The sequence below is a fragment of the Novosphingobium aquiterrae genome, from assembly GCF_042434435.1.
In the GTDB taxonomy this organism is placed as follows: Bacteria; Pseudomonadota; Alphaproteobacteria; order Sphingomonadales; family Sphingomonadaceae; genus Novosphingobium; species Novosphingobium aquiterrae.
Genome location: NZ_JBHLTL010000004.1, coordinates 59,278 through 79,982, shown reverse-complemented (window position 1 = coordinate 79,982; position 20,705 = coordinate 59,278). Strand labels below are relative to the sequence as shown.

Here is a 20,705-nt window from a genome sequence, read left to right as displayed (position 1 = left end):
AACATTCCGGTGCCGGGGGATAAATGGCGGTGGGAAAAGCAAAATTGCAAGAGCGGTTGGGGAACGTTGGGCGTCCGTTGACCCGTCGCGGAGAACGCCGCGCTGTCAATGCGGAGGTTATGGTCGAATCATCGCACGGGATGCGCACCACCGCACGAATCAATGACATTTCGACGTATGGGTGCAACGTCCAGACTTCTGCCGACTGGCTGCGCAGCGGGCTGTTTCTTTCGATCCACCTGACCGAGGAGCACACCGTTCAGGCCATTGTCCGCTGGGTCCGCGATGGCAGCGGCGGGGTCGAATTCCTGCGACCGATCCCCTATGCCGAGGCCGAAGCGCTTGGCGCGGCCTGGAACGGGTAACAAAAAGGGCGGCCCCGGGGCCGCCCTTTCGGTTTCTGGCAGGACAGCCGCAGGGGCCGCCGCAAGCCTTAGTTCTTCTTGAGCGAAAGCCCGCCGAAACGCTTGTTGAACTGCGCGACGCGGCCGCCCGAATCGAGCTGGCGGGTGCCGCCGGTCCATGCCGGATGCGAGGTAGGATCGATTTCCAGAACCAGCGTATCGCCTTCCTTGCCCCAGGTAGAGCGGGTCTCGAAGACGGTGCCGTCGGTCATCTGCACCTTGATCATGTGGTAGTCGGGATGGATTTCGGGCTTCATCGAACGATACTTTCGCTAGCGACCGGTTCCGACCGGTCTTGAATGGAAGCGGCGCGCTTAGCCGCGCGTTGCGGGAAAATCAACCCTCTGGCGGGTCGGCGACCATCGCGGTGAACTGGACGTCGCAAGTGACCTTGCCTTCGATCGAGGCCTTGCCCCAGAACTTGCAGACCCGGCTGCGCTTCTGGACGAAGCCGACTTCAAGGTCGAGCAGTACGCCGGGTTCGACCGGGGCGCGGAACTTGGCCTCTTCGATCGCCATGAAATAGACCAGTTTGCCCGATCCGGCGAGCTCAAGCGTCTCGATTGCCAGGATCGCCGCAGTCTGGGCCAGGGCTTCGATCTGCAGCACGCCGGGCATGATCGGCCTTCCGGGGAAATGCCCCTGGAAGAACTGCTCGTTGAAGGTCACCGCCTTCACCGCGTGGATCCGCTCGCCGATTTCCAGCGACTTGACCCGATCGACCAGCAGCAGCGGATAGCGATGCGGCAGGGCGTGGAGTATCTTCTGGATGTCGTAAACGGGGGCAGCCTGCGCTGCCCCCGCCTGTGTCGTTTCGTCAGTCATCGCTGCCCCCGGCGATGGATCAGCGGCTGTCGGGCTGCGGGCCGGCCGGACGCGGCGCGGCGGCGGCACCCGGTGTCGCGGCCTGCTGCGCCGCCTGCTGGGCGCGGGCTTCGCGGATCTGGCGCGGTTCCCAGCCAGCCGGCGGGCTCAGCGTCGCGCTGGGCAGGACGCGGTTGATCTCGTTGACGATATCCTGGCTCATGTCATAGGCGCTCGACGTGCTGAGGATGACCGACTGGGGAGCCAGAAGCAGCGACACGTTGCGGCGCGCCATCACGGCCTTGACCGCAGCGTCCATCTTTTCCTCGATCTGTTCCTTCACGTATTCGCGCGAATAGACCACGGGCTTGATGATGTTGTTGAGTTCGGCCTGGCCGGATTCCTGCATCTTCTGCAAAGCAGCGGCCTGCTGCTCCAGCGCAGCGCGATTGGCGCCAGGCGCCGCTGCGTCCTTCTGCAGCTTGGCGTTGAGCGCCTGGATCTGGGTCTGCAGCGCCTTGCCGCGGGCCTGGGCCTGATCGATCGTCGCCTTGTAGGTCACCGGACGCTGCTGCTCGCCCGTGCGGTACGCGCTGGTGTTGAGCAGAACCGCTTCGAGATCGGCCACGCCTAGCCCGGCAACCACAGTGCCCGAATTGACCGGAGCAGCGGCGGCAGGCTTGGTCTGAGCCTGTGCAGGCGAGGCGGCCAGCGCCAGGACAAGGGCGGCGCCCGCGATGGGCTTGAGAAGGGTTTTCATCAGAATTGCGTTCCTACGTTGAAGGTAAAGGTTTTGGTATCGTCGCCTTGCGCCTTGGTGATCACCTTGGCGAAGTCGATGCGGAAAGGACCGAACGGTGAGTTCCAGTTGACCCCGATCCCGATCGAGATGCGCGGCTTCATGGTGTTGCCATAGAAGAAGTCGGAGAAGGCAGGCGAATAATTGCCCTGCGGCGAGTTGTTCGGACTGGACAGACACGAAGGTGGCGCCGGGTTGATCGGATTGGTCACCGACGTCACGTCCCCAACCGCACTGCCCGGCGTGCAGACTCCGCCAACCAGCGTGGCGTTGTTGATCTGCGTGTATAGCGGCAGCCCAGTCGAATCGCGCACCGGGAAGAACAGCGTGTTCTGCACCGGATAGTTTTCGAGCTTCGGCTTGGTAATGCCCCATACCGCCCCGGCGTCCATGAAGATCGATGGACGCAGACCGAGGTCCTTGGCACCGGAACCCAGCGGAATTTCCAGTTCGGCACGAGTCAGGTAGTAATACCGTCCGCCGATCGAATCGTCCTGCCAGGTGTTGCGATCCTCATTCACGCTATCGGGATTGAGGAAGTTGTATCCCGTTCCGCAGGTTGTTCCGGCCGCGACAACCTGGCGGTCGGCAGGCGAGGTCGGCGTGGTCGTCACAGCCGGCTTGAAGCAGACATAGTTCAGGCCATCCACTGCGCCGTCGGCGTTGGTATCCTGATAATACTTGCGCACCACGCGCGGGCCAACGCCGCGGATATCGAAGCCGCGGATGGTCGGCTCGCCAAGATAGAAGCGGTCGGTCAGGAACACGCCGTCGATGCCATTCACGGTATCGCTCTTGCGGCCGAGCGAGGCGATAGCCCCGGCTTCACCCTTGACCGAGAAGATGAAGCCCTTGCCGACCGGCCAGTACTTGGCGGCGTTGAGGCGGACGCGGGCATATTTGACCGAACCGCCCAGGCCGGCGAATTCCGCCGTGACCGACGCCGATTGGCCGCGCGACGGACGCACCCGGTTGTCGAGCGAATCGTAGATCAGCGACATGCCGAGCATCGAGGTGGTGCGCTTGCCGATGGCGTCACACAGATAACGCCCGGCGATGACCGGGTCGCACTGAAGGGTCGGGCTGAGGCGGTCGGAATAATACTGGTTCTTGTCGACCGAGATATCGTCGAAGCTTAGCGTATAACTGCCCACCGCAGAGACATATTCGGTCAAGGCCAGGCCAGCACGAACGCTAAGCCCGGTCGAGGTGTTCTTGTACAGCGTGTTGCGGTTGCCGCCGCTGGTGAAGTTGAAATTGTTGTAGTCGCGGCGATAGACCGTGGCCCCCAGCGACACGTTCTTGTCGAACAGGTAGGGCTCGGTAAAGCTGACCTCGGCGCTTTTCGAATACTGCGAATAGCTAAGGCTGAGGCCGACCGTCTGGCCGCGGCCACGGAAGTTGCGCTGCTGCACCGATCCCTGGAAGATCAGCTTTTCAAGGCTGGAATAGCCTGCCGAAAGCTGCAGTTCGCCGGTCGGCTTTTCCTCGACATTGGCTTCCAGGATGATCCGGTCGGGCGCGCTGCCGGGCTTCTGTTCGACTTCGAACTTTTCCTGGAAATAGCCCAGCGAGTTGATGCGAGCGGTCGAGCGCTTGACCTGGATGGAATTGAAGGCATCGCCTTCGGCCAGACGGAATTCGCGGCGCACGACCTTGTCCTGGGTCAGGGTGTTGCCGTTGACGTCGATCTTCTCGACATAGACGCGCGGTGCCTCGGCAATGTTGAAGGTCAGACCCATGGTCAGGTCTTCCTTGCTGCGGGCGTAGTCGGGCCGCACATCGGCAAAGGCGTAACCGAAAGCGCCCAGCGTGGTGTTGAGCTGCTCGATCGTGTCTTCGACCTGCTTGGCGTCGTACCAGTCGCCCTTCTTCATAGGGAGGTTCTTGGCCAGACGCTCTTCATCAAAGTCGCGCAGCTGGCTGATGACCTTGACGTCGCCGAACTTGTAGCGCGGCCCTTCCTCGACCACGTAGGTCAGGATGAAGTCCTTCTTGTCTGGCGTCAGTTCGGCCACGGCCGAAACGATGCGGAAATCGGCATAGCCCTTGGTCAGGTAAAACTGACGCAGCTTCTGCTGGTCGAAGGCCATCTTGTCGGGATCATAGCTGGTGCCCGAGCTGAAGATCTTGGTGATCCCGGCCTGCTTGGTCATCATTTCGCCGCGCAGTTCGCCATCGTCGAACTGCTCGTTGCCGATGATGTTGATCGCGCGGACCTTGGACTTGGGCCCTTCGGAAATTTCGAACACGATGTCGACGCGGTTCTGGTCGAGCATGACCATCTTGGGTTCGACATTGGCGGCAAAGCGGCCCTGGCGCTTGTACAGCTCGATGATGCGGGCAACGTCGGCGCGGACCTTGGAGCGGGTGAAGATCTGGCGCGGGGCCATCTTGATTTCGGGAAGGATCTTGTCTTCCTTGATCCGCTTGTTGCCCTCAAGGACGATGCGGTTGATCACCGGGTTTTCCTTGACCGCGATGGTCACGACGCCATCTTCGTTGCGGATCTGGACATCGGTGAACAGTTCGGTCGCGTACAGATCCTTCAGCGCCTGGTCCGCCGCCTGTTGCGAATAGGGCTGACCGACCCGCAGCTTGATATACGAGCGGATGGTATCCGCTTCGAGGCGCTGCGAGCCTTCGACATTAACCGCTTTGATCGCGACCGGGGCAGCTTCGGCCGGAGCCGGTGCCGGCGCTGCCGCCGGGGCCGCGGTCGGTGCTGCAGCTTGGGCTAGTGCCGCCGTGGGGAGGCTGGCCAGGAATGTCGTTCCCATCAGCACCGCAACCAGCGCGGGAGCCCGGCGGGCGGTTTCGGTGCTATGCTTGGTGTGGCAGATCATCGGTACGACAGTTCCCGTAAATTGTGCGTTACGCCGGCCGCAAGGACCCAGGTATCGGGACCACCGGCGCTCTACAGACATGTCGCCGCCCTCTGCCCGATGCTGACCCGTCGATCAAGCAAAGTCGCCACAGGGTCCACGGCAAATCCGCAGCTATTTCCCGTCCCTACAGCCTAGCTGCCGAAAATCGGCAGCGAAGCCAGATCATTGAAGGTGACGAATACCGCAAGCGCCAGCACGAAGGCCAGGCCGGCACGGAACGCCCACTCCTGACTGCGTGCGCCCAGCGGTTTGCGGCGGACTGTTTCCGCGGCATACATTGCCAGGTGCCCACCGTCTAAGGTCGGGATTGGCAGCAGGTTGATGAATGCCAAATTAATTGAGATCGTCGCGGCAAACAGCAGCATCGCCTGCCAGCCAAGCGACATCGTTTGCCCGGAATATTGCGCGATCTTGACCGGTCCGCCCATCTCCTTGGCAGAGCGTTCGCCGCTGATGATCTGGCCCAGACCGACGGCGGTCATCTTGATTGCCTGAAACGAGTCTCCGATTCCCGCCCCAAGCGCCTTTACCGGGCCGACAGTCTCAAAGGTCGGAAGCACGCTGCCTATGCCGAGCATGCCCTTCTTCGAAGAACCGCCGAAGCCGTCGGTTTCGGTCTGGCTGGCCAGGGTAACGGCGCGCGATAGCGGCTGGCCGTTGCGCTCTGCCACAATGGTGATCGTGCGCCCCGGATAGAGCAGGACCTTGCGGGCGATCTCGGTAAAGTCGCGGATCGGTGCGCCGTCGATTTCGACAATGCGGTCGCCGACTTGCAGCCCGGCTGCCTGCGCCGCGGAATTGGGCGCGAAGGATCCGATCACCGGCGGGGTGACGCGCACGCCATAAACCATGGCAAAGCCGGCAAAGATCAAGACCGCGATCAGGAAGTTGGTCAGGGGTCCGGCAAAAACGATCACTGCCCGCTGCCACAGCTTGGCGCCGGGGAAAGTGCCCTTTAGTGCAACGCTATCGGCGTCCTGCAACGCCGGATCGCTCTGCCCGGCCGGGTTCATGTCGCCGGCAAACTGGACATAGCCGCCCATCGGGATCGCCGACAGCTTCCACCGGGTGCCACGCTTGTCGGTACGCCCCCACAGCTCCTTGCCGAAACCGACCGAGAAGGCGTCGGCGCGCACGCCGAAAAGCCGTCCGGCCAGATAGTGACCCAGTTCGTGCAGCACGACCAGCGGGCCAAGCACCAGCAGGAAGGCCAGAACGGCAGTCAGGACAAAGGGAATCTGCATTGCGTCAAACCAGCTCCAAAATCGCTCGCGCCCGGTGCCGCGCCTCGGCATCGACGGCGATGACATCGCCAAGCAAGGTCGGCGCGGCAGGACCATAACGCGCCAACACTTCACCGACCATTACTGCGATTTGCGTGAATGGCAGGTGTCCGGCCAGAAAGGCGGCGACCGCCACTTCGTTGGCCGCATTGAGCACCGCAGGCGCCGCTCCGCCCGCTTCGGCCGCCTCGCGCGCCAGCCGCGTCGCGGGAAAGCGATCCTCATCGGGGGCACGGAAGGTAAGTTCGCCCAGCGCCGCCAGATCGAGCGGGGTGCACGGCGTGTCCATCCGCGCCGGCCAAGCCAGGCACGATGCGATCGGCACCCGCATGTCCGATGGTCCAAGCTGCGCCAGGGTCGATCCGTCACGATATTCGACCATCGAATGGATCACCGACTGCGGATGGACCACGATCCGCAAGGCACCGAGCCCGACCGGGAACAGGTGGTAGGCCTCGATCAGTTCGAGGCCCTTGTTGAACATGGTGGCGCTGTCGACGCTGATCTTGGCGCCCATGTCCCAATTGGGATGCTTGACCGCCTGCGCCGGGGTTGCCGCAGCAAGCTGGTCCGCGCTCCAGTCGCGGAACGGGCCGCCGCTGGCGGTCAGCGTGATCGAGCGGACGTGAGCGGGATCGTTGCCGGCAAGGCACTGGAAGATCGCGTTGTGCTCGCTGTCAACCGGCAGCAGCGTGGCGCCGTGACGGGCTACCGCTGCCATCATGACGTCACCGGCAGAAACCAGCGCTTCCTTGTTTGCGAGCGCGACGGTCTTGCCCTGCTCGATCGCCGCCATGGTCGGCGCGAGACCGGCACAGCCGACGATCGCGGCAAGGGTCAGGTCGGCACCGCGCGCCGCCGCTTCAACCAGGGCCGCCGCACCGCCGGCCGCTTCGATCCCCGATCCGGCCAGTGCGTCGCGCAGTTCTGGCAGACAGCTTTCGTCGGCAACGACCGCGAGTTTAGCCGAATGTTCGCGCGCCAGCCGGGCCAGGTCCTGCGCCTGGCAATTGGCCGTCAGCGCTTCGACGCGCCAGTTCCCTCGTTCGCGCCCGATCAGATCCAGCGTGGATGTGCCAACCGAACCGGTTGCACCAAGAATGGTAATCGAACGGGTCATGCCGGACTGGGCAGCAGCGAGCCGCCGCTGGTGAGCCGGCCGAGGATTACGGCGAGCGCGAACAATCCGATCACGAAATTTACTGCCAAGAGCCCGTCGACGCGGTCGAACAGGCCGCCGTGGCCAGGAATCAGCCCGCTCGAATCCTTGACCCCGGCGCGGCGCTTCATCCAGCTCTCGAAGAAGTCACCGGCCTGGGCAACCACCGCGGCCAGTGCCCCGGCCCCCAGCGCGAGCGGAAGATGACGGGTCATCGTTTCCAGCTCGCAGTGGCCGAACGCCGGATCATAGCACGACAGCCAGTAGACATAGGCCGCGATGATCAGGGTGGCGCCAGCCATTCCACCAAGCAGCCCTGCCCAGGTCTTTGACGGACTGATCCGCGGGGCTATCTTCGGCCCGCCGAAAGTGCGGCCGCTGAAATAGGCCCCCACATCGATGGCAATCACCACCAGCACAACCAGCAGGGTCCGGCTGATCCCGAAATCGTCCATCCGCAGCGCCAGTAGCGTCGTTGCGGCAACCGCGATGTAAAGGAAGCCCAGCGCCATCCAGGCGAGGCGCTGACCAGTGCTGCGCGCAAAACCGCGGACAAGGCCAGACCACTCCCAATAGACCCCGGTTGCAACGGCAGCGACAAACAACGCCCAGAAACCGCCGCCGAGCAGCAGCGCACTGCCCGCGACGGCGACCATGACCAGCGCCGAGACGGTGCGCGTGCCGAGGTCGGATTTCTTTGCTTCACCGTCCGCCATAGCGTCGCTCGCGATTGGCAAAGGCGTCCAGCGCCTCCTGCAGGTGATCGGGGGTGAAATCGGGCCACAGCACGTCGGTGAACCACATTTCGGCATAGGCGACTTGCCACAGCAGGAAGTTCGACAGGCGCACCTCGCCCGAGGTGCGGATCAGCAGATCGAGCTGGGGCAGACCCGCGGTATCCAGCGCGGCCTCGATCGTCTCGGGGGTGATTGCACCCTTGGCCGCGGCCTGCGCTGCGGCGCGGGCAATCTCGTCGTGCGCGCCATAGTTCAGCGCCACGACCAGCGTGGTCCCGTCATTGCCCGCCGTGCGCGCCAGGGCATCGTCCAGCAAAGCGACAATATCCGGCGCCAGCGCCTTGTAATTGCCGATGATTTTCAGGCGGACATTGTTCTCGACGAATTCCGCCAGATCTTCCTGGATATAGCGCTTGAGCAGGCCGAACAGCGCCGAAACCTCGTCTTCCGGGCGGCGCCAGTTCTCGGTCGAAAAGGCGTAAAGGGTCAGGGCCTGCAGCCCCATCGCGCGCGCCGCGCGGACCAGCCTGCGCACCGCATCGACCCCGCGCTGGTGGCCGACCGCGCGCGGCAGATGGCGCTTCTTGGCCCAGCGCCCGTTGCCATCCATGATGATGGCGACATGGCGCGCGCCATGGATGGCGCGCTCATTCGTCACCGGCCGAGGATTTCCTGTTCCTTCTGCGCGGCAACGGCGTCGGCATCCTTGATCATCTCGTCGGTCAGCTTCTGCACCTCGGCCTCGCCGCGCTTGCGATCGTCTTCCGAGATTTCCTTCTTGGTCTCGTCGGCCTTGAGGTTGTCGATCCCGTCACGGCGCACGTTGCGGATCGCGATCCGGGCCTTTTCGGCGTACTGGTGCGCCAGCTTGGCCAGCTCCTTGCGGCGTTCCTCGGTCAGATCGGGGATCGGCAAGCGGATGTTGTTGCCATCGTTGATCGGGTTGAGCCCCAGCCCGGCCGAACGGATCGCCTTTTCCACCGGAGTCACGTTGGCCTTGTCCCACACCTGGACCGACAACATCCGCGGTTCGGGCGCGGAGACCGTCGCCACCTGGTTGAGCGGCATCTTGCTGCCATAGACTTCGACCATGATCGGATCGAGCAGCGCGGTATTGGCGCGCCCGGTGCGCAGTCCGCCCAGATCGCTGCGCAGCGATTCGACCGCGCCCTTCATCCGGCGTTCGAGATCGGCCTTGTCGTACTTGGTCATAGTATCAGCCCTTTCTCACGATGGTCTGGGTCCCCTCGCCGCGCAGCACCTTGGCCAGGTTGCCCTTTTCGCGGATCGAGAAGACGACGATGGGAATGTCGTTGTCGCGGCACAGCGCCACGGCGCTGGCATCCATAACCTTCAGGTTCTGTGCCAGGACCGTATCGTAATCGACTGCATCGAAACGCTTTGCCTGCGGATTGGTCTTGGGATCGCTGTCATAGACCCCGTCGACCGAGGTGCCCTTGAGCAGCGCATCGCACTGCATTTCCGCAGCGCGCAATGCAGCACCGCTGTCGGTGGTGAAATAGGGTGCGCCGACACCGGCAGCAAAGATCACCACCCGGCCCTTTTCCAGGTGCCGTTCGGCGCGGCGGCGGATCACCGGTTCGCACACCTGGTCCATCTGCACCGCCGACTGGACCCGGGTTTCGACCCCCTGCTGCTCCAGCGCGTTCTGCATCGCCAGCGCGTTCATCACCGTGGCGAGCATGCCCATGTAGTCGGCCTGGGCGCGGTCCATGCCCTTGGCCGCCCCGGCCATCCCGCGGAAGATATTGCCGCCACCGATGACAAGGCAGATTTCCAGCCCGGTTTCCTTGGCGGTCTTCACTTCCCTGGCCAGCTCGGCAACGAATTCGGGATCGATCCCGAACTGCTGGTTGCCCATCAGCACTTCGCCTGACAGTTTGAGCAATACGCGCTTGTAGGCGGGCTTGGACATGATCGTTGGCATCGCTCTCAAGGGGTTCACGCGGCCTTATACCGCTGGTCGCTAGAAGCCAAGGCTCCGGACAAACGAAAGGGCGCGCCATCAGACGCGCCCTTCCATTTCATCTGACGTCGTTCAGCCCAGTCCGGCTGCAGCAGCGACTTCCGCGGCGAAATCGCTGACTTCCTTCTCGATGCCTTCACCTAGCTGGAAGCGGACATAGTCGGTCAGCACAATCTTGGTGCCGGCGGCCTTGCCGGCCTGCTCGACGACCTGGGCGATGGGGGTCTTGTTATCCATCACGAAGACCTGGCTTAGCAGGGCGTTGTCCTTGGCGAACTTGGCCACCGCGCCATCGGCGCGCTTGGCCAGGATATCGGCTGGAATTTCCTTGCCGTTCTTCGCCGCTTCCTCAACCGCCTTGTCCAGCGCGATCTTGCGTTCGCGTTCGAGCACAGTGGGGTCGAGATCGTCGGCCGAAAGCGCCTGCGGGAAAGCGGCGGCGATGTGCATCGCGATCTGCTTGCCCAGCGGTTCGAGCACGTCGGCACCAGCTTCGCTTTCGAGCGCGACCAGCACGCCGATCTTGCCGAGCATCGGGGCGGCGGCGTTGTGCATGTAGGGGACGACCACACCCTGCTTGACCGCAACGGTCTTCATCCGGCGGACCTGCTGATTTTCACCGATGGTGGCGACGTTGTTGGTCAGCTTGTCCGCTACAGTGCCGCCGCCGGGATAGGCCGCGCCCTTGAGCGCTTCGACATCATCCGAAGCAGCGCCCAGCGCGACTTCGGTGGTCTTGCGGACAAAATCCTGGAACTGCTCGTTCTTGGCGACGAAATCGGTTTCCGAGTTGACCTCGACCGCAACGCCCCTGGTGCCCGAAACGGCCACGCCGACCAGACCTTCGGCCGCGGTGCGGCTGCTCTTCTTGGCGACGGCGGCCAGGCCCTTGGCGCGCAGCAGATCGACCGCGGCTTCCATGTCGCCGCCGGTTTCGTCCATCGCCTTCTTGCAATCCATCATGCCGGCGCCGGTGCGCTCGCGCAGGTTCTTCACGTCAGTGGCGGTATAGGCCATTGCGCATATCCTTTAAGAAAATGAGTGGGCGGCCGGGCGGTTAGGCCCGGCGCGCTACAACTTCGTGACCAACAGCCTCAGGCTTCGGTCGCGGTTTCTTCGACCGAGACTTCGTCAGCAGCCGGGGCTTCGATCACGGCGTCTTCCACCGGAGCTTCTTCCATCGCGCCGATGTCAGCACCAGAATCGACCACGCCTTCGCGGTGGCCCTTGGTCGCGGCCGCGGCAACGGCATCGACGTACAGACGGATCGCGCGGCTGGCGTCATCGTTGGCCGGGATCGGGAAGGCGATGCCATCGGGCGAAACGTTCGAATCGAGGATTGCGACGACCGGGATACCCAGGACGTTGGCTTCCTTGATCGCCAGCTCTTCCTTGTTGGCGTCGATCACGAACATAACGTCGGGAATGCCGCCCATGTCGCGGATCCCGCCAAGCGACAGCTCAAGCTTATCGCGTTCGCGGGTCAGCTGCAGGACTTCCTTCTTGGTCAGGCCTGCGGTGTCACCGGCAAGCTGTTCTTCAAGCGTCTTCATCCGCTTGATCGACTGGCTGATGGTCTTCCAGTTGGTCAGCATGCCGCCAAGCCAGCGATGGTTGACGAAGTGCTGGCCGCAAGCGCGCGCGGCCTGGGCGATCGGCTCCTGCGCCTGGCGCTTGGTGCCGACAAACAGCACCTTGCCGCCAGCGCGGACGGTCGCGTCGACGAAGTCGAGCGCACGCGCCATCAACGGCACGGTCTGCGACAGGTCAAGGATGTGAATGCCATTGCGGGCGCCGAAGATGTACGGCTTCATCCGCGGGTTCCAGCGGTGGGTCTGGTGGCCGAAGTGTGCGCCGGCCTCGATCAATTGCTGCATGGAGACGACAGGAGCCGCCATAATCAAATTCCTTCCGGTTGTGCCTCTGGCAAGCTGGAACCGTGCGGTTCAGTCCCGCTGCGGCACCGGTGTGTGGCGCTTGCCATGTGGATTTGCCTGCGAGTCGCAATGCGCCGAAAACCGCCGAATTGCCTGCAGGCCGCGCGCCCTTAACCGCCGATTGCGGCAAAATCCAGTGCAAAATTGCGGCAGTCGAGCGCAGGGCGCACGCGGGCCCTGCATTTTTCCGCTTGACGTCACAGAACAAATAGAGAACAAATGGCGTCAACGGGCCGATTTGAAACTAGTAGCCCGGAAGACAGTTATCCACAAGCTATACACACCCTGTTCACACGGTTTTGAGCAGGGGCGCAGCGAAGGACGGACCCATGCTGACCTATGCGATTGCCACTCTGTTTGCATTGACTGCGACCGCTGCCATCGCGGTTATCGCACAGAGCCTGCTGCGCGCTGCACCGCAGGTCGCGGCGCTGCGGACCGAACTGGGCCGGTGCAGTGATCGCGCTGAATTCACCTTTTGCATTGCAGAGACCGTGACCAGCGTGGACGACGGCAAGATCGTCCGTTTGCCGGTCAGGGCGCGTCTGGTTGCACCGCAGGCGCTGCGCGCCGCCGCCTGACCCGGGCATAGGCGATCCAGCCGATCGGGATGATCGCCAGATAGACGGCGCAGATCCCGATCAGCACCAGCCATGGATCGGTCAGGGCTGCGGCCCCGACCAGGCCAACCAGCACGATCACAGCAAGGCGGGCACTGCGCGGCGGGCGCAATTTGCCCCAGGACAGCGTCGGAAGGCTGGAAATCGCCAGGAAAGCGATCAGCACCAGCCAGATCGCGACCAGCAGCGGATTGTTGAAATTGGCCAGATCGGTCGCGAAAGACAGGTACATCGGCAGGAACGCCAGCCCTGCCCCGACCGGTGCGGGTACGCCGGTCAGGAAGCCGGCGGTCTTGTGCGGTTCGTCGGGCAGGTCGATCCGCGCGTTGAAGCGGGCCAGCCGCAGCGCCATGCAGACCGCAAAGGCCAGCGCGGCAAACCAGCCGAAGCGCGGCACGTCCTTGAGCGACCACATGAACAGCACCAGCGCCGGCGCAACCCCGAACGAAACATTGTCGGCCAGACTGTCGAGCTCGGCCCCGAAGCGCGACTGCGCCTTGAGCAACCGGGCGATCCGGCCGTCGATCCCGTCGAGCAGTCCGGCCAGAACCACGGCCGCAACCGCCATGCGGAACTCGCCAGTGATGGCGAAGCGGATCCCGGTCAGACCGGCGCACAGGGCCGCCGCGGTGATTGCATTGGGAGCCAGGGCGCGCAGGGTCAGGCCGCCAGGCAGCCGCTGTGGTGTCACTGCGCGACGCCCTCGATCAGGGGCTGTTTGCCGACTTCGGCAAGAATCGTCTCCCCCGCGATCGTCTTCTGGCCCATCAGCACTGTCGGTTCGGTTCCGGCGGGAAGATAGACATCAACGCGGCTGCCGAAGCGGATCAGCCCGACGCGCTGCCCTGCGGCCAGCATGTCGCCCGGCTTGACGAAGGGCACGATGCGACGCGCGATCAGGCCAGCAATCTGGGTGAAGCCGACCTTCAGGCCATCACCGCGTTCGACCAGGATGTGCTGGCGTTCGTTTTCTTCACTCGCCTTGTCAAGATCGGCATTCAAGTACTTGCCGGGAATATAAACAACGCGCCTGACTGTGCCGGAAACCGGGGTTCGGTTGATGTGCACATCGAACACCGACATGAAGATCGAAATGCGGGTGACTTCGTCCGCCTGCATGCCGGGAACGCCGCTGCCGTCATCAACCTGCAGTTCGCGCGGCGGCGCGGTCTTGGTGATCAGTGTCACCAACCCGTCGGCGGGCGAGACAATCAGGTTGTCGCCGCGCGGGGTGACGCGCTGCGGATCGCGAAAGAAGGCGCCGATGCACAGCACCAGCACACCGAGCGGCCAGGCCAGCGTCTCCCATGCCATGAAGGCGCAGGCAGCCGAAGCAGCGGCGGCGATGAGAGCAAATTTGCGGCCTTCGGGGTGGACGCTGGGCCAGGTCCAACCGGCCTGGCCGCGGCCCCGGTTGTCGAGAACTTCGTTAGACATCGGCCCCATCTAGGCACTTGGCCTTGCCCCCACAAGCGCGGCGTGCAGGCGTCCGATCATTAACCGGATCGATACCATGAAACGCCTAGGTAATCTGCCATGTACGCCGCGTTACACCTACAAGGGAACGAAAGCCTGCTGGCGCGTCTGGCACAGCGGGTGCGCAGCGACTTGCCAGTGATCGGCATCACTCTGTTTTTGTTTCAGATTTGCGCAATTGTCCTGGCCACGCGGGGGATGCATTATCAATCCGCAGCGCTGAGCCTCAACGCCCAGCTCTATGTCTGGGCGATCGGCGCCCTGATGGTGCTGCACCTTGGCCGCCTGATGGTCCGGCACCGGCCGCGCAGCCCGTTTGCCCTGATCCGACAGACCTATTTCAGCGATCAAAGCTATTTCGAACGATTTCTCGGCGGCATCCCGATTCTGTTGATGCAGATCAGCCTGCTGCCGTTCTTCTCCGCGATCAAGTCGGCGATACCGACGCTGCACCCCTACAACTGGGATACGACCTTCATCGCACTGGATCGCATGCTGTTCTTCGGCAACGATCCGTGGCGCGTGCTCCAGCCGTTCATTGGCTATGCCCCGGTTACCGCCGCTCTGGCCTTAATTTATACCGCCTGGCTGGCGCTCAACTATGTCGGCTGCGCCTGGCTGCTGTTTGCCAAGATCAGCAACAACCTGCGCCGGCAGTTCTTCCTGTGCTTTGCCCTCAGCTGGAGCGTGATCGGCGGGGTGATGGCAACGCTGTTCGCGTCATATGGTCCGGCCTTCATCGGCCCGATGATGGGTAATTCGCACTATGTCGTGCTGCGCGCCTATCTGCGCACGGTTAACCAGGAGCATTTTCCGGTGGTGACGCTGTCGGTGCAGAATTACCTGCTGTCGCACTTTCGCGACAACGACAACGGCCTGGGCAGCGGGATCAGCGCCATGCCATCGATGCACGTGGCGATCTGCTTCCTGTTCTATCTGATCGCGCGCGAACTTTCGCCGCGACTCGGCCGGCTGTTCTTCGTCTTCTTCGTCGTAATCTGGATCGGTTCGGTCCACCTCGCCTATCACTATGCCATCGACGGGCTGGTTTCGATCGTCACGGTGTGGCTGCTTTGGAAAGTCTCCGGCCGCTTCCTTGCCTGGTGGGATCGCAAGAACGGCCTGGCGCCAATCTAGGCAACCTTGCGCACGAAGACAGTCCCGGCCGAATAGCCCGCACCGAACGAGCAGATCAGTCCGGTATCACCGTCCTTCAGATCGGCCTGGTTGAGGTGGAAGGCGATGATCGAGCCAGCGCTTGAGGTGTTGCCATAGGTATCAAGCACCGTCGGGCTTTCGTCTTCGCTGGCCTCGTGCCCCAGCACCCGCTGCGCGATCAGCCGGTTCATCCCCTGGTTGGCCTGGTGCAGCCACAAGCGCCGCAACGACGCCGCATCGATACCCAGCCTGGTCGCCTCCTCGACGATCATGCTGGCAACCATCGGCACCACTTCTTTGAAAACCTTGCGACCTTCCTGGACGAACAGCTTGTCGGCCGACCCCGCGGTTTCGGGCGTAGCGCGGTTGAGGAAGCCGAAATTGTTGCGGATGTTGTTGGAAAACACCGTCTTCAGCTTTGTCCCGACAATCTGCCAATGCGGATGCGGAGCAATGTCCTCTGCCTCGACCAGGACGGCGGTGGCCACGTCACCGAAAATGAAATGGCTATCACGGTCGCGCCAGTTGAGATGGCCCGAACAGATTTCCGGACTGACCACCAGAACCGAGCGGGCATGCCCCGCGCGGACGTAATCGGCAGCGGTCTGGATCCCGAAAGTGGCGGACGAGCACGCCACATTCATGTCGAAGCCGAACCCGTCGATCCCCAGCGCGTGCTGGATTTCGATCGCCATCGCCGGATAGGCCCGCTGCATATTGGAGGCCGCGCACAGCACCGCATCGACATCCTCTGCCGCGCGGCCGGCGGCACGCAGCGCATCCTCGGCCGCCTTGACCCCAATCTCGGCCAGAACCGAGATCTCGTCGTTGGAGCGCTCGGCCCAGCGCGGGGCCATGATTGCGGGATCGAGGATCGGCGCCTTGCTGATCACATGCCGCGCCTTGATGCCGCTGGCCTTTTCGATGAATTCGACCGAACTGGGGGCCAGCTCGGCTACCGCGCCCGCTGCAATCTGGTCAGCGTGCTGCGCATTGAACTGCGCGACGTAAGTGTTGAAGCTGGCAACCAGCTCGTCGTTGGTGATGACGTCGGGCGGCGTGAACAGCCCGGTGGCCGAGATTACGGGTGTGATCATGGTCATGTCCGTCGTCTAATCCGACGCGATTGCGACGACAAGAGATGGTGGTGGACAGGGGTGGATTCGAACCACCGTACGCTCTCGCGGGCAGATTTACAGTCTGCTGCCATTAACCACTCGGCCACCTGTCCACACCAGCTTGCCGGTGACGGGTCGCCCCGAAATGCGGTCCCCACTGGGAACCTCCGGCCGAGGGAAGCGCGCCAATGCCGAATGGACCCGCCTCTGTCAACAGTTGCGTCGCGGCGCACGCACTGGCAGGGAGCGGCCATGCCAAGGGAAACAATCGGATGAGCCGCCCACGCGACGGAAAACGGGCTTTGCGCGGACGCGCAGGGCGGATGGAGGGTGGCCGCGGCTCGGGCCGGGCCAGCACAGGCGCGGTGCGGCTGTGGGGCCGCCACGCGGTCGAGGCCGCGCTCAACAACCCGGATCGCAATCACCGCAAGCTGTGGGCCACGCGCGAAGGGGTGGAATCGCTCGACGGCGAACTGCCCGCCAACTTCCCGCTGGAATATGCCGCCCCGGCTGATCTGGCCCGGCTGGTCGCGCGCGACGCGCCACACCAGGGGCTGGTGCTGGAATGCGACGCGCTGGAAGACGTGTTCCTTGCCGACGTGCTGGACGGCGATGCCGCGCGGCCGATTGTCGTGCTCGACCAGGTGACCGATCCGCACAATGTTGGCGCAGTGTTGCGCTCGGCCGCAGCGTTCAATGCCTGCGCGATCGTCACCCAGGATCGTCATGCCCCGCCCGAATCCGGAACGGTCGCGAAAAGCGCTTCGGGTGCACTGGAAGCGGTGCCTTGGGTGCGGGTGGTCAATCTTGCCCGCGCGCTCGATGAGATTGCCGAGGCCGGATACTGGCGGATCGGGCTCGACGGCGACGGGACCACCACGCTGGCCGAAGCCCTGCCTGAAGGCCCGGTCGCGCTGGTGCTCGGCGCCGAAGGGGAAGGCATGCGTCATAATGTCACGCAGCACTGCGACGCTGTTGCGCGGCTGCCGATCACCCGAACGATCGAAAGCCTGAATGTATCCAATGCCGCTGCCATCGCGCTCTATGCGGTCGCCACGCGCATCTGATCCGATCCTGAGGGGGACCGAACGATGACCAACCGCCTTTCGCTTCGCCAGGTTGCCGCTGCCGGGCTGGTGGCCGGGATGAGCCTGCTGCTGGCTGCCTGCCTGCTCTCGCCGGGCAAGTTCGTGTCGGCGCTCGACCTGCGCAAGGATGGCCGGTTCAGCTTTACCTACACCGGGCAGATTTCGATGCTTGGCCTGTCCAAGCTGGCCGAACTGGACCGCAAGGACAAAGGCGCGTTCGTGGCGGACAAGTGCTTCGACGAGGACAGCGAAGAGGACCGTCCCTGCACCGCTGCCGAGATCGCCGCGCAGAAAGTCAAATGGGAGGACGACCGCAAGGCCGCCGCCGAAAAGGCCAAGAAGGATGCCGAACAGGCCAAGGTGCTGTTCGGCGGGATCGATCCGACCAGCCCCCGCGCGGCCGAGGAAATGGCCGAGCGGCTGCGCAAGCAGGCCGGCTGGAAAAGCGTGGTCTACAAGGGCGACGGGCTGTTCGAGGTCGATTTCGCGATCGCCGGGCGGATCGATCACGACTTTGCCTTTCCGACGATCGAGCGTTTCCCGATGGCCAATGCCTTCCTCGTGCTCAACCGCCGGGCCGACGGATCGGTGCGGGTCGATGCCCCCGGATTCGGCCCGTCGTCGGGCAGCGGCAACGCGATGAGCAACCTTGCCGCGATGGCCGCGATGGACAAGGTCAAGGGCGATGGCAAGGTGCCCATGCCCGAAATGGACGGCACCTTCACCATCACCACCGACGGCCAGATCCTGGCCAACAACACCGACGATGGCCCGGCCAAGGGCACAGCAGGTCAGATTCTGAAATGGATCGTCACCCCGCGCAGCAGCGCCGCACCGACGGCGCTGGTTATGCTTGGTCATTAGGCGAACGACCATGACTCACGCCGTCTCTCCCCTCGCCCGGCCCTTTCCCGTGATCCCGCCGATTGCCGGCGTTACGCTCCGTGTGGCGCGCGCGGGGTACAAGGACTGGGGGCGCTGTGACCTGACCTATGTCGAACTGGCGCAGGGGACCAGCGTGGCCGGGGTGTTCACCCGCAATGTCTGTTGTTCGTCCGAAGTCGAACTCGGTCGCGCCAACATCGCGCAGGGACAGGCCCGCGCGCTGGTGGTCAATGCCGGCAATTCCAACGCCTTCACCGGCTATCGCGGGCGCGAGGCGGTCGAGGCGATCATGGACCAGATTGCGGCGCATCTGGGCTGCGCGCGCGAGCAGGTATTCGTGTCCTCGACCGGGGTGATCGGCGTCCCCCTGCCCAAGGACAAGGCACAGGCCGGCGTCGCCGCCGCGCTTGGCGCCGCGCCGTGCAGCTGGCAGGACGCCGCCGACACCATCGGCACCACCGATACCTTCGCCAAGGGTGCGATGGCGACAGCGATGGTCGGCGGCAAGACGGTAACGCTTGGCGCGATCATCAAGGGCAGCGGGATGATCGCCCCCGACATGGCAACCATGCTGGGCTATGTGTTCACCGACTGCGCGGTTGCGCCAGCGTTTCTGCAAGACCTGCTCAGCACCGCCAGCGCGCGCAGCTTCAATTGCATCACGGTCGACAGCGACACCTCGACCAGCGACACCGTGCTGGCCTTTGCCACCGGAGCGGCAGGCAACGCACCGCTGCATGGCTTTGACAGCCCTGGCGCCGATGCCTTCGCCGCAGCGCTGCACGACGTGTGCCTGCAGCTGGCCCACCTGGTGGTCCGCGACGGCGAAGGCGCGCAGAAGTTGATAGCCATTTCGGTCAGCGGCGCGGTCAGCAACGACAGCGCGCGGCGGGTGGGACTGGCGATTGCCAACTCGCCGCTGGTCAAGACCGCGATTGCCGGGGAAGACGCCAATTGGGGCCGCGTGGTCATGGCGGTGGGCAAGGCCGGCGAACCGGCTGACCGCGACCGGCTGTCGATCGGCTTCGGCGGCATCTGGTGCGCGCGAGAGGGCCTGCCGCTGTCCGATTACGACGAAGCCCCGGTCGCGGCGCATCTCAAGGGCCAGGACGTCACCATCGAGGTCGATCTGGGTCTGGGTCAGGGCCGCGCCACGGTGTGGACCTGCGACCTGACCCACGGCTACATCTCGATCAACGCCGATTACCGTTCGTGATCGCCGATGCCCTGACCCGTGCGGTCTATCCGGTGATCATCGATGCGGTCGAGCGGGCAATCATGCCGCGCTATCAGACGCTCACTGCCGGCCAGATCGAGGACAAGGGCGGCAATGACCTGGTCACCATTGCCGACCGCGAGGCCGAACTGATCCTGGCCGAAGGTCTGGCGCAGATCCTGCCCGAGGCGACCATCGTTGGCGAAGAGGCGGCAAGTGCCAACCCGGCGCTGCTCGAGCGGCTGGGCGACGACCTGTGCTGGATCATCGATCCCGTCGACGGCACCAACAATTTCGCGTCGGGCAAAGGTCCGTTCGGCGTGCTGGTGGCACTCAGCGAGCACGGCGAGACCAAAGCCGGGTGGCTCTACGATCCGCTCAGCGGGCGCTTCTGCCATGCAGTGAAGGACGGGGGCGCCTTCATCATGGGCGATCCGGTCTCGGCCAGTCCGTCGGGGCGGCAAAGGCCGGTCGCAGCGATCTCGCTGGTGTTCATGGACCCGGCCAAGCGCGAGGCGATGCGCCAGCACATCGCGCCGCATTACGAACTGGTCGATATTCCGCGCTGCGCCGCCGAACAGTACCCGCGCATCGCCTTTGGCATCAACGACGTCTCGATCTTCGAGCGCACCCTGGCCTGGGATCACGCGGCCGGGGTGCTGTTCGTCAACGAGGCGGGCGGCAAGGTCGCGCGTCCGGACGGGCGGCCCTACCGCGTCGACGAGGCGCACTTGCCCGGCCTGATAGGCGCGGCGAGCCCGGCCCTGTTCGACCAGCTCGCCGCGCGCTTGGCAGTGCTTTAGAGCTCGCTTTCCAGCCAGCCCTTGAGCTGGCTCTTGGGCGCGGCACCGAGCTTTTGCGCGACCGGTTCGCCGTTCTTGAACAGCACCATCAGCGGAATCGACTGGACGCCGTACTTGGCCGCGGTGTCGGTACTTTCCATGATGTCGACCTTGGCGATGGTGACCTTGTCGGCCAGTTCCTCGCTGATTTCTTCAAGGCTCGGTCCGATCATCTTGCACGGACCGCACCAGTCGGCCCAGAAATCGACCAGAACGGGCTTGTCGCTGGCCAACACGTCGGCGGCGAAGCTGGCATCGGTAACGGCTTTGGTGGCCATGGGAATCTCCTGTGTGGTTGCACCCA

Annotated in this window: 23 protein-coding genes and 1 tRNA gene; 7 read left to right on the top strand and 17 right to left on the bottom strand. The window is 63.9% G+C overall.

What is annotated here, in order from left to right; translation table 11 throughout:
• The first annotated feature begins 23 nt into the window (after positions 1 to 23).
• The gene (locus ACFFF7_RS06350) at positions 24 to 365 is read left to right on the top strand and encodes a PilZ domain-containing protein (RefSeq protein WP_379480538.1); all 342 of its coding nucleotides are present in this window, start codon (positions 24 to 26) and stop codon (positions 363 to 365) included.
• Positions 366 to 433: 68 nt separating this feature from the next.
• Here the strand turns inward: ACFFF7_RS06350 and rpmE are convergent, their stop codons facing one another.
• The 12 genes from rpmE to rpsB form a co-directional block, all read right to left on the bottom strand.
• Positions 434 to 661, bottom strand: coding sequence for a 50S ribosomal protein L31 (rpmE, locus tag ACFFF7_RS06345; RefSeq protein WP_379480537.1), 228 nt, complete (start codon positions 659 to 661; stop codon positions 434 to 436).
• Positions 662 to 740: 79 nt separating this feature from the next.
• Positions 741 to 1,229, bottom strand: a complete 489-nt coding sequence (gene fabZ, locus ACFFF7_RS06340; RefSeq protein ID WP_379480536.1) for a 3-hydroxyacyl-ACP dehydratase FabZ — start codon at positions 1,227 to 1,229, stop codon at positions 741 to 743.
• Positions 1,230 to 1,248: 19 nt separating this feature from the next.
• Positions 1,249 to 1,968, bottom strand: coding sequence for an OmpH family outer membrane protein (locus ACFFF7_RS06335; RefSeq protein WP_379480535.1), 720 nt, complete (start codon positions 1,966 to 1,968; stop codon positions 1,249 to 1,251).
• The gene (bamA, locus tag ACFFF7_RS06330) at positions 1,968 to 4,853 is read right to left on the bottom strand and encodes an outer membrane protein assembly factor BamA (RefSeq protein WP_379480534.1); all 2,886 of its coding nucleotides are present in this window, start codon (positions 4,851 to 4,853) and stop codon (positions 1,968 to 1,970) included. The genes ACFFF7_RS06335 and bamA overlap by 1 nt, the downstream gene beginning before the upstream one ends.
• Positions 4,854 to 5,026: 173 nt before the next feature.
• Positions 5,027 to 6,139, bottom strand: a complete 1,113-nt coding sequence (gene rseP / locus ACFFF7_RS06325; RefSeq protein ID WP_379480533.1) for an RIP metalloprotease RseP — start codon at positions 6,137 to 6,139, stop codon at positions 5,027 to 5,029.
• A gap of 4 nt (positions 6,140 to 6,143) precedes the next feature.
• Complete coding sequence (gene dxr, locus ACFFF7_RS06320) at positions 6,144 to 7,298, bottom strand: 1-deoxy-D-xylulose-5-phosphate reductoisomerase (RefSeq protein ID WP_379480532.1); 1,155 nt, start codon at positions 7,296 to 7,298, stop codon at positions 6,144 to 6,146.
• Complete coding sequence (locus ACFFF7_RS06315; RefSeq protein ID WP_379480531.1) at positions 7,295 to 8,053, bottom strand: phosphatidate cytidylyltransferase; 759 nt, start codon at positions 8,051 to 8,053, stop codon at positions 7,295 to 7,297. The genes dxr and ACFFF7_RS06315 overlap by 4 nt, the downstream gene beginning before the upstream one ends.
• A complete protein-coding gene (uppS, locus tag ACFFF7_RS06310) occupies positions 8,040 to 8,684 on the bottom strand; it encodes a polyprenyl diphosphate synthase (protein ID WP_379480931.1) in 645 nt (214 codons plus the stop codon). Before uppS ends, ACFFF7_RS06315 begins: the two co-directional genes overlap by 14 nt.
• A 44-nt stretch (positions 8,685 to 8,728) precedes the next feature.
• Entirely contained in the window at positions 8,729 to 9,286 is a 558-nt protein-coding gene (gene frr, locus ACFFF7_RS06305; protein ID WP_379480530.1) for a ribosome recycling factor, read from the bottom strand.
• Positions 9,287 to 9,290: 4 nt separating this feature from the next.
• On the bottom strand, positions 9,291 to 10,010 hold the full coding sequence (gene pyrH / locus ACFFF7_RS06300; RefSeq protein ID WP_379480529.1) for a UMP kinase: 720 nt from the start codon (positions 10,008 to 10,010) through the stop codon (positions 9,291 to 9,293).
• Positions 10,011 to 10,133: 123 nt separating this feature from the next.
• On the bottom strand, positions 10,134 to 11,078 hold the full coding sequence (gene tsf / locus ACFFF7_RS06295) for a translation elongation factor Ts (protein ID WP_379480528.1): 945 nt from the start codon (positions 11,076 to 11,078) through the stop codon (positions 10,134 to 10,136).
• 77 nt (positions 11,079 to 11,155) lie between these two features.
• Positions 11,156 to 11,959: a 30S ribosomal protein S2 gene (gene rpsB / locus ACFFF7_RS06290; RefSeq protein ID WP_379480527.1), complete on the bottom strand. Its 804-nt coding sequence runs from the start codon at positions 11,957 to 11,959 to the stop codon at positions 11,156 to 11,158.
• 368 nt (positions 11,960 to 12,327) lie between these two features.
• Between rpsB and ACFFF7_RS06285 the strand changes: the two genes are divergently transcribed.
• Positions 12,328 to 12,579, top strand: coding sequence for a hypothetical protein (locus tag ACFFF7_RS06285; protein WP_379480526.1), 252 nt, complete (start codon positions 12,328 to 12,330; stop codon positions 12,577 to 12,579).
• On the opposite strand, the gene ACFFF7_RS06280 is transcribed toward ACFFF7_RS06285, so the two are convergent.
• Both ACFFF7_RS06280 and ACFFF7_RS06275 read right to left on the bottom strand, forming a co-directional pair.
• Positions 12,533 to 13,309 carry a CDP-alcohol phosphatidyltransferase family protein gene (locus ACFFF7_RS06280; RefSeq protein ID WP_379480525.1) on the bottom strand — a complete coding sequence of 259 codons (777 nt, stop codon included), beginning with the start codon at positions 13,307 to 13,309 and terminating at the stop codon, positions 12,533 to 12,535. The genes ACFFF7_RS06285 and ACFFF7_RS06280 overlap by 47 nt on opposite strands.
• Positions 13,306 to 14,055 carry a phosphatidylserine decarboxylase gene (locus tag ACFFF7_RS06275; protein ID WP_379480524.1) on the bottom strand — a complete coding sequence of 250 codons (750 nt, stop codon included), beginning with the start codon at positions 14,053 to 14,055 and terminating at the stop codon, positions 13,306 to 13,308. The genes ACFFF7_RS06280 and ACFFF7_RS06275 overlap by 4 nt, the downstream gene beginning before the upstream one ends.
• 237 nt (positions 14,056 to 14,292) lie before the next feature.
• On the opposite strand from ACFFF7_RS06275, the gene ACFFF7_RS06270 reads away from it, so the two are divergent.
• Positions 14,293 to 15,231: a phosphatase PAP2 family protein gene (locus ACFFF7_RS06270; protein ID WP_379480523.1), complete on the top strand. Its 939-nt coding sequence runs from the start codon at positions 14,293 to 14,295 to the stop codon at positions 15,229 to 15,231.
• Here ACFFF7_RS06270 and ACFFF7_RS06265 read toward each other — a convergent pair.
• Together ACFFF7_RS06265 and ACFFF7_RS06260 are read right to left on the bottom strand one after the other, a co-directional pair.
• On the bottom strand, positions 15,228 to 16,349 hold the full coding sequence (locus tag ACFFF7_RS06265; RefSeq protein WP_379480522.1) for a beta-ketoacyl-ACP synthase III: 1,122 nt from the start codon (positions 16,347 to 16,349) through the stop codon (positions 15,228 to 15,230). The two genes, ACFFF7_RS06270 and ACFFF7_RS06265, sit on opposite strands and share 4 nt — an antisense overlap.
• 48 nt (positions 16,350 to 16,397) lie before the next feature.
• A tRNA-Tyr gene (locus tag ACFFF7_RS06260) sits at positions 16,398 to 16,483 on the bottom strand.
• Between the two features lie 159 nt (positions 16,484 to 16,642).
• On the opposite strand from ACFFF7_RS06260, the gene rlmB reads away from it, so the two are divergent.
• The 4 genes from rlmB to ACFFF7_RS06240 are packed head-to-tail and all read left to right on the top strand — an operon-like array spanning position 16,643 to position 20,362.
• Positions 16,643 to 17,437, top strand: a complete 795-nt coding sequence (gene rlmB, locus ACFFF7_RS06255) for a 23S rRNA (guanosine(2251)-2'-O)-methyltransferase RlmB (protein WP_379480521.1) — start codon at positions 16,643 to 16,645, stop codon at positions 17,435 to 17,437.
• 24 nt (positions 17,438 to 17,461) lie between these two features.
• The gene (locus ACFFF7_RS06250) at positions 17,462 to 18,322 is read left to right on the top strand and encodes a hypothetical protein (RefSeq protein WP_379480520.1); all 861 of its coding nucleotides are present in this window, start codon (positions 17,462 to 17,464) and stop codon (positions 18,320 to 18,322) included.
• 10 nt (positions 18,323 to 18,332) lie between these two features.
• Positions 18,333 to 19,559, top strand: coding sequence for a bifunctional glutamate N-acetyltransferase/amino-acid acetyltransferase ArgJ (gene argJ / locus ACFFF7_RS06245; protein ID WP_379480519.1), 1,227 nt, complete (start codon positions 18,333 to 18,335; stop codon positions 19,557 to 19,559).
• Entirely contained in the window at positions 19,556 to 20,362 is an 807-nt protein-coding gene (locus ACFFF7_RS06240; RefSeq protein WP_379480518.1) for an inositol monophosphatase family protein, read from the top strand. Before argJ ends, ACFFF7_RS06240 begins: the two co-directional genes overlap by 4 nt.
• Here ACFFF7_RS06240 and trxA read toward each other — a convergent pair.
• Positions 20,359 to 20,679, bottom strand: a complete 321-nt coding sequence (gene trxA / locus ACFFF7_RS06235) for a thioredoxin (RefSeq protein WP_379480517.1) — start codon at positions 20,677 to 20,679, stop codon at positions 20,359 to 20,361. The two genes, ACFFF7_RS06240 and trxA, sit on opposite strands and share 4 nt — an antisense overlap.
• Positions 20,680 to 20,705 lie beyond the last annotated feature (26 nt).

Coding starts and splice junctions, on each gene's coding strand:
- ACFFF7_RS06350 (WP_379480538.1), top strand. CDS start 24: ATGGCGGTGGGAAAAGCAAAATTGCAAGAGCGGTTGGGGAACGTTGGG.
- rpmE (WP_379480537.1), bottom strand. CDS start 661: ATGAAGCCCGAAATCCATCCCGACTACCACATGATCAAGGTGCAGATG.
- fabZ (WP_379480536.1), bottom strand. CDS start 1,229: ATGACTGACGAAACGACACAGGCGGGGGCAGCGCAGGCTGCCCCCGTT.
- ACFFF7_RS06335 (WP_379480535.1), bottom strand. CDS start 1,968: ATGAAAACCCTTCTCAAGCCCATCGCGGGCGCCGCCCTTGTCCTGGCG.
- bamA (WP_379480534.1), bottom strand. CDS start 4,853: ATGATCTGCCACACCAAGCATAGCACCGAAACCGCCCGCCGGGCTCCC.
- rseP (WP_379480533.1), bottom strand. CDS start 6,139: ATGCAGATTCCCTTTGTCCTGACTGCCGTTCTGGCCTTCCTGCTGGTG.
- dxr (WP_379480532.1), bottom strand. CDS start 7,298: ATGACCCGTTCGATTACCATTCTTGGTGCAACCGGTTCGGTTGGCACA.
- ACFFF7_RS06315 (WP_379480531.1), bottom strand. CDS start 8,053: ATGGCGGACGGTGAAGCAAAGAAATCCGACCTCGGCACGCGCACCGTC.
- uppS (WP_379480931.1), bottom strand. CDS start 8,684: ATGGATGGCAACGGGCGCTGGGCCAAGAAGCGCCATCTGCCGCGCGCG.
- frr (WP_379480530.1), bottom strand. CDS start 9,286: ATGACCAAGTACGACAAGGCCGATCTCGAACGCCGGATGAAGGGCGCG.
- pyrH (WP_379480529.1), bottom strand. CDS start 10,010: ATGTCCAAGCCCGCCTACAAGCGCGTATTGCTCAAACTGTCAGGCGAA.
- tsf (WP_379480528.1), bottom strand. CDS start 11,078: ATGGCCTATACCGCCACTGACGTGAAGAACCTGCGCGAGCGCACCGGC.
- rpsB (WP_379480527.1), bottom strand. CDS start 11,959: ATGGCGGCTCCTGTCGTCTCCATGCAGCAATTGATCGAGGCCGGCGCA.
- ACFFF7_RS06285 (WP_379480526.1), top strand. CDS start 12,328: ATGCTGACCTATGCGATTGCCACTCTGTTTGCATTGACTGCGACCGCT.
- ACFFF7_RS06275 (WP_379480524.1), bottom strand. CDS start 14,055: ATGTCTAACGAAGTTCTCGACAACCGGGGCCGCGGCCAGGCCGGTTGG.
- ACFFF7_RS06270 (WP_379480523.1), top strand. CDS start 14,293: ATGCATTATCAATCCGCAGCGCTGAGCCTCAACGCCCAGCTCTATGTC.
- ACFFF7_RS06265 (WP_379480522.1), bottom strand. CDS start 16,349: ATGATCACACCCGTAATCTCGGCCACCGGGCTGTTCACGCCGCCCGAC.
- rlmB (WP_379480521.1), top strand. CDS start 16,643: ATGAGCCGCCCACGCGACGGAAAACGGGCTTTGCGCGGACGCGCAGGG.
- ACFFF7_RS06250 (WP_379480520.1), top strand. CDS start 17,462: ATGACCAACCGCCTTTCGCTTCGCCAGGTTGCCGCTGCCGGGCTGGTG.
- argJ (WP_379480519.1), top strand. CDS start 18,333: ATGACTCACGCCGTCTCTCCCCTCGCCCGGCCCTTTCCCGTGATCCCG.
- trxA (WP_379480517.1), bottom strand. CDS start 20,679: ATGGCCACCAAAGCCGTTACCGATGCCAGCTTCGCCGCCGACGTGTTG.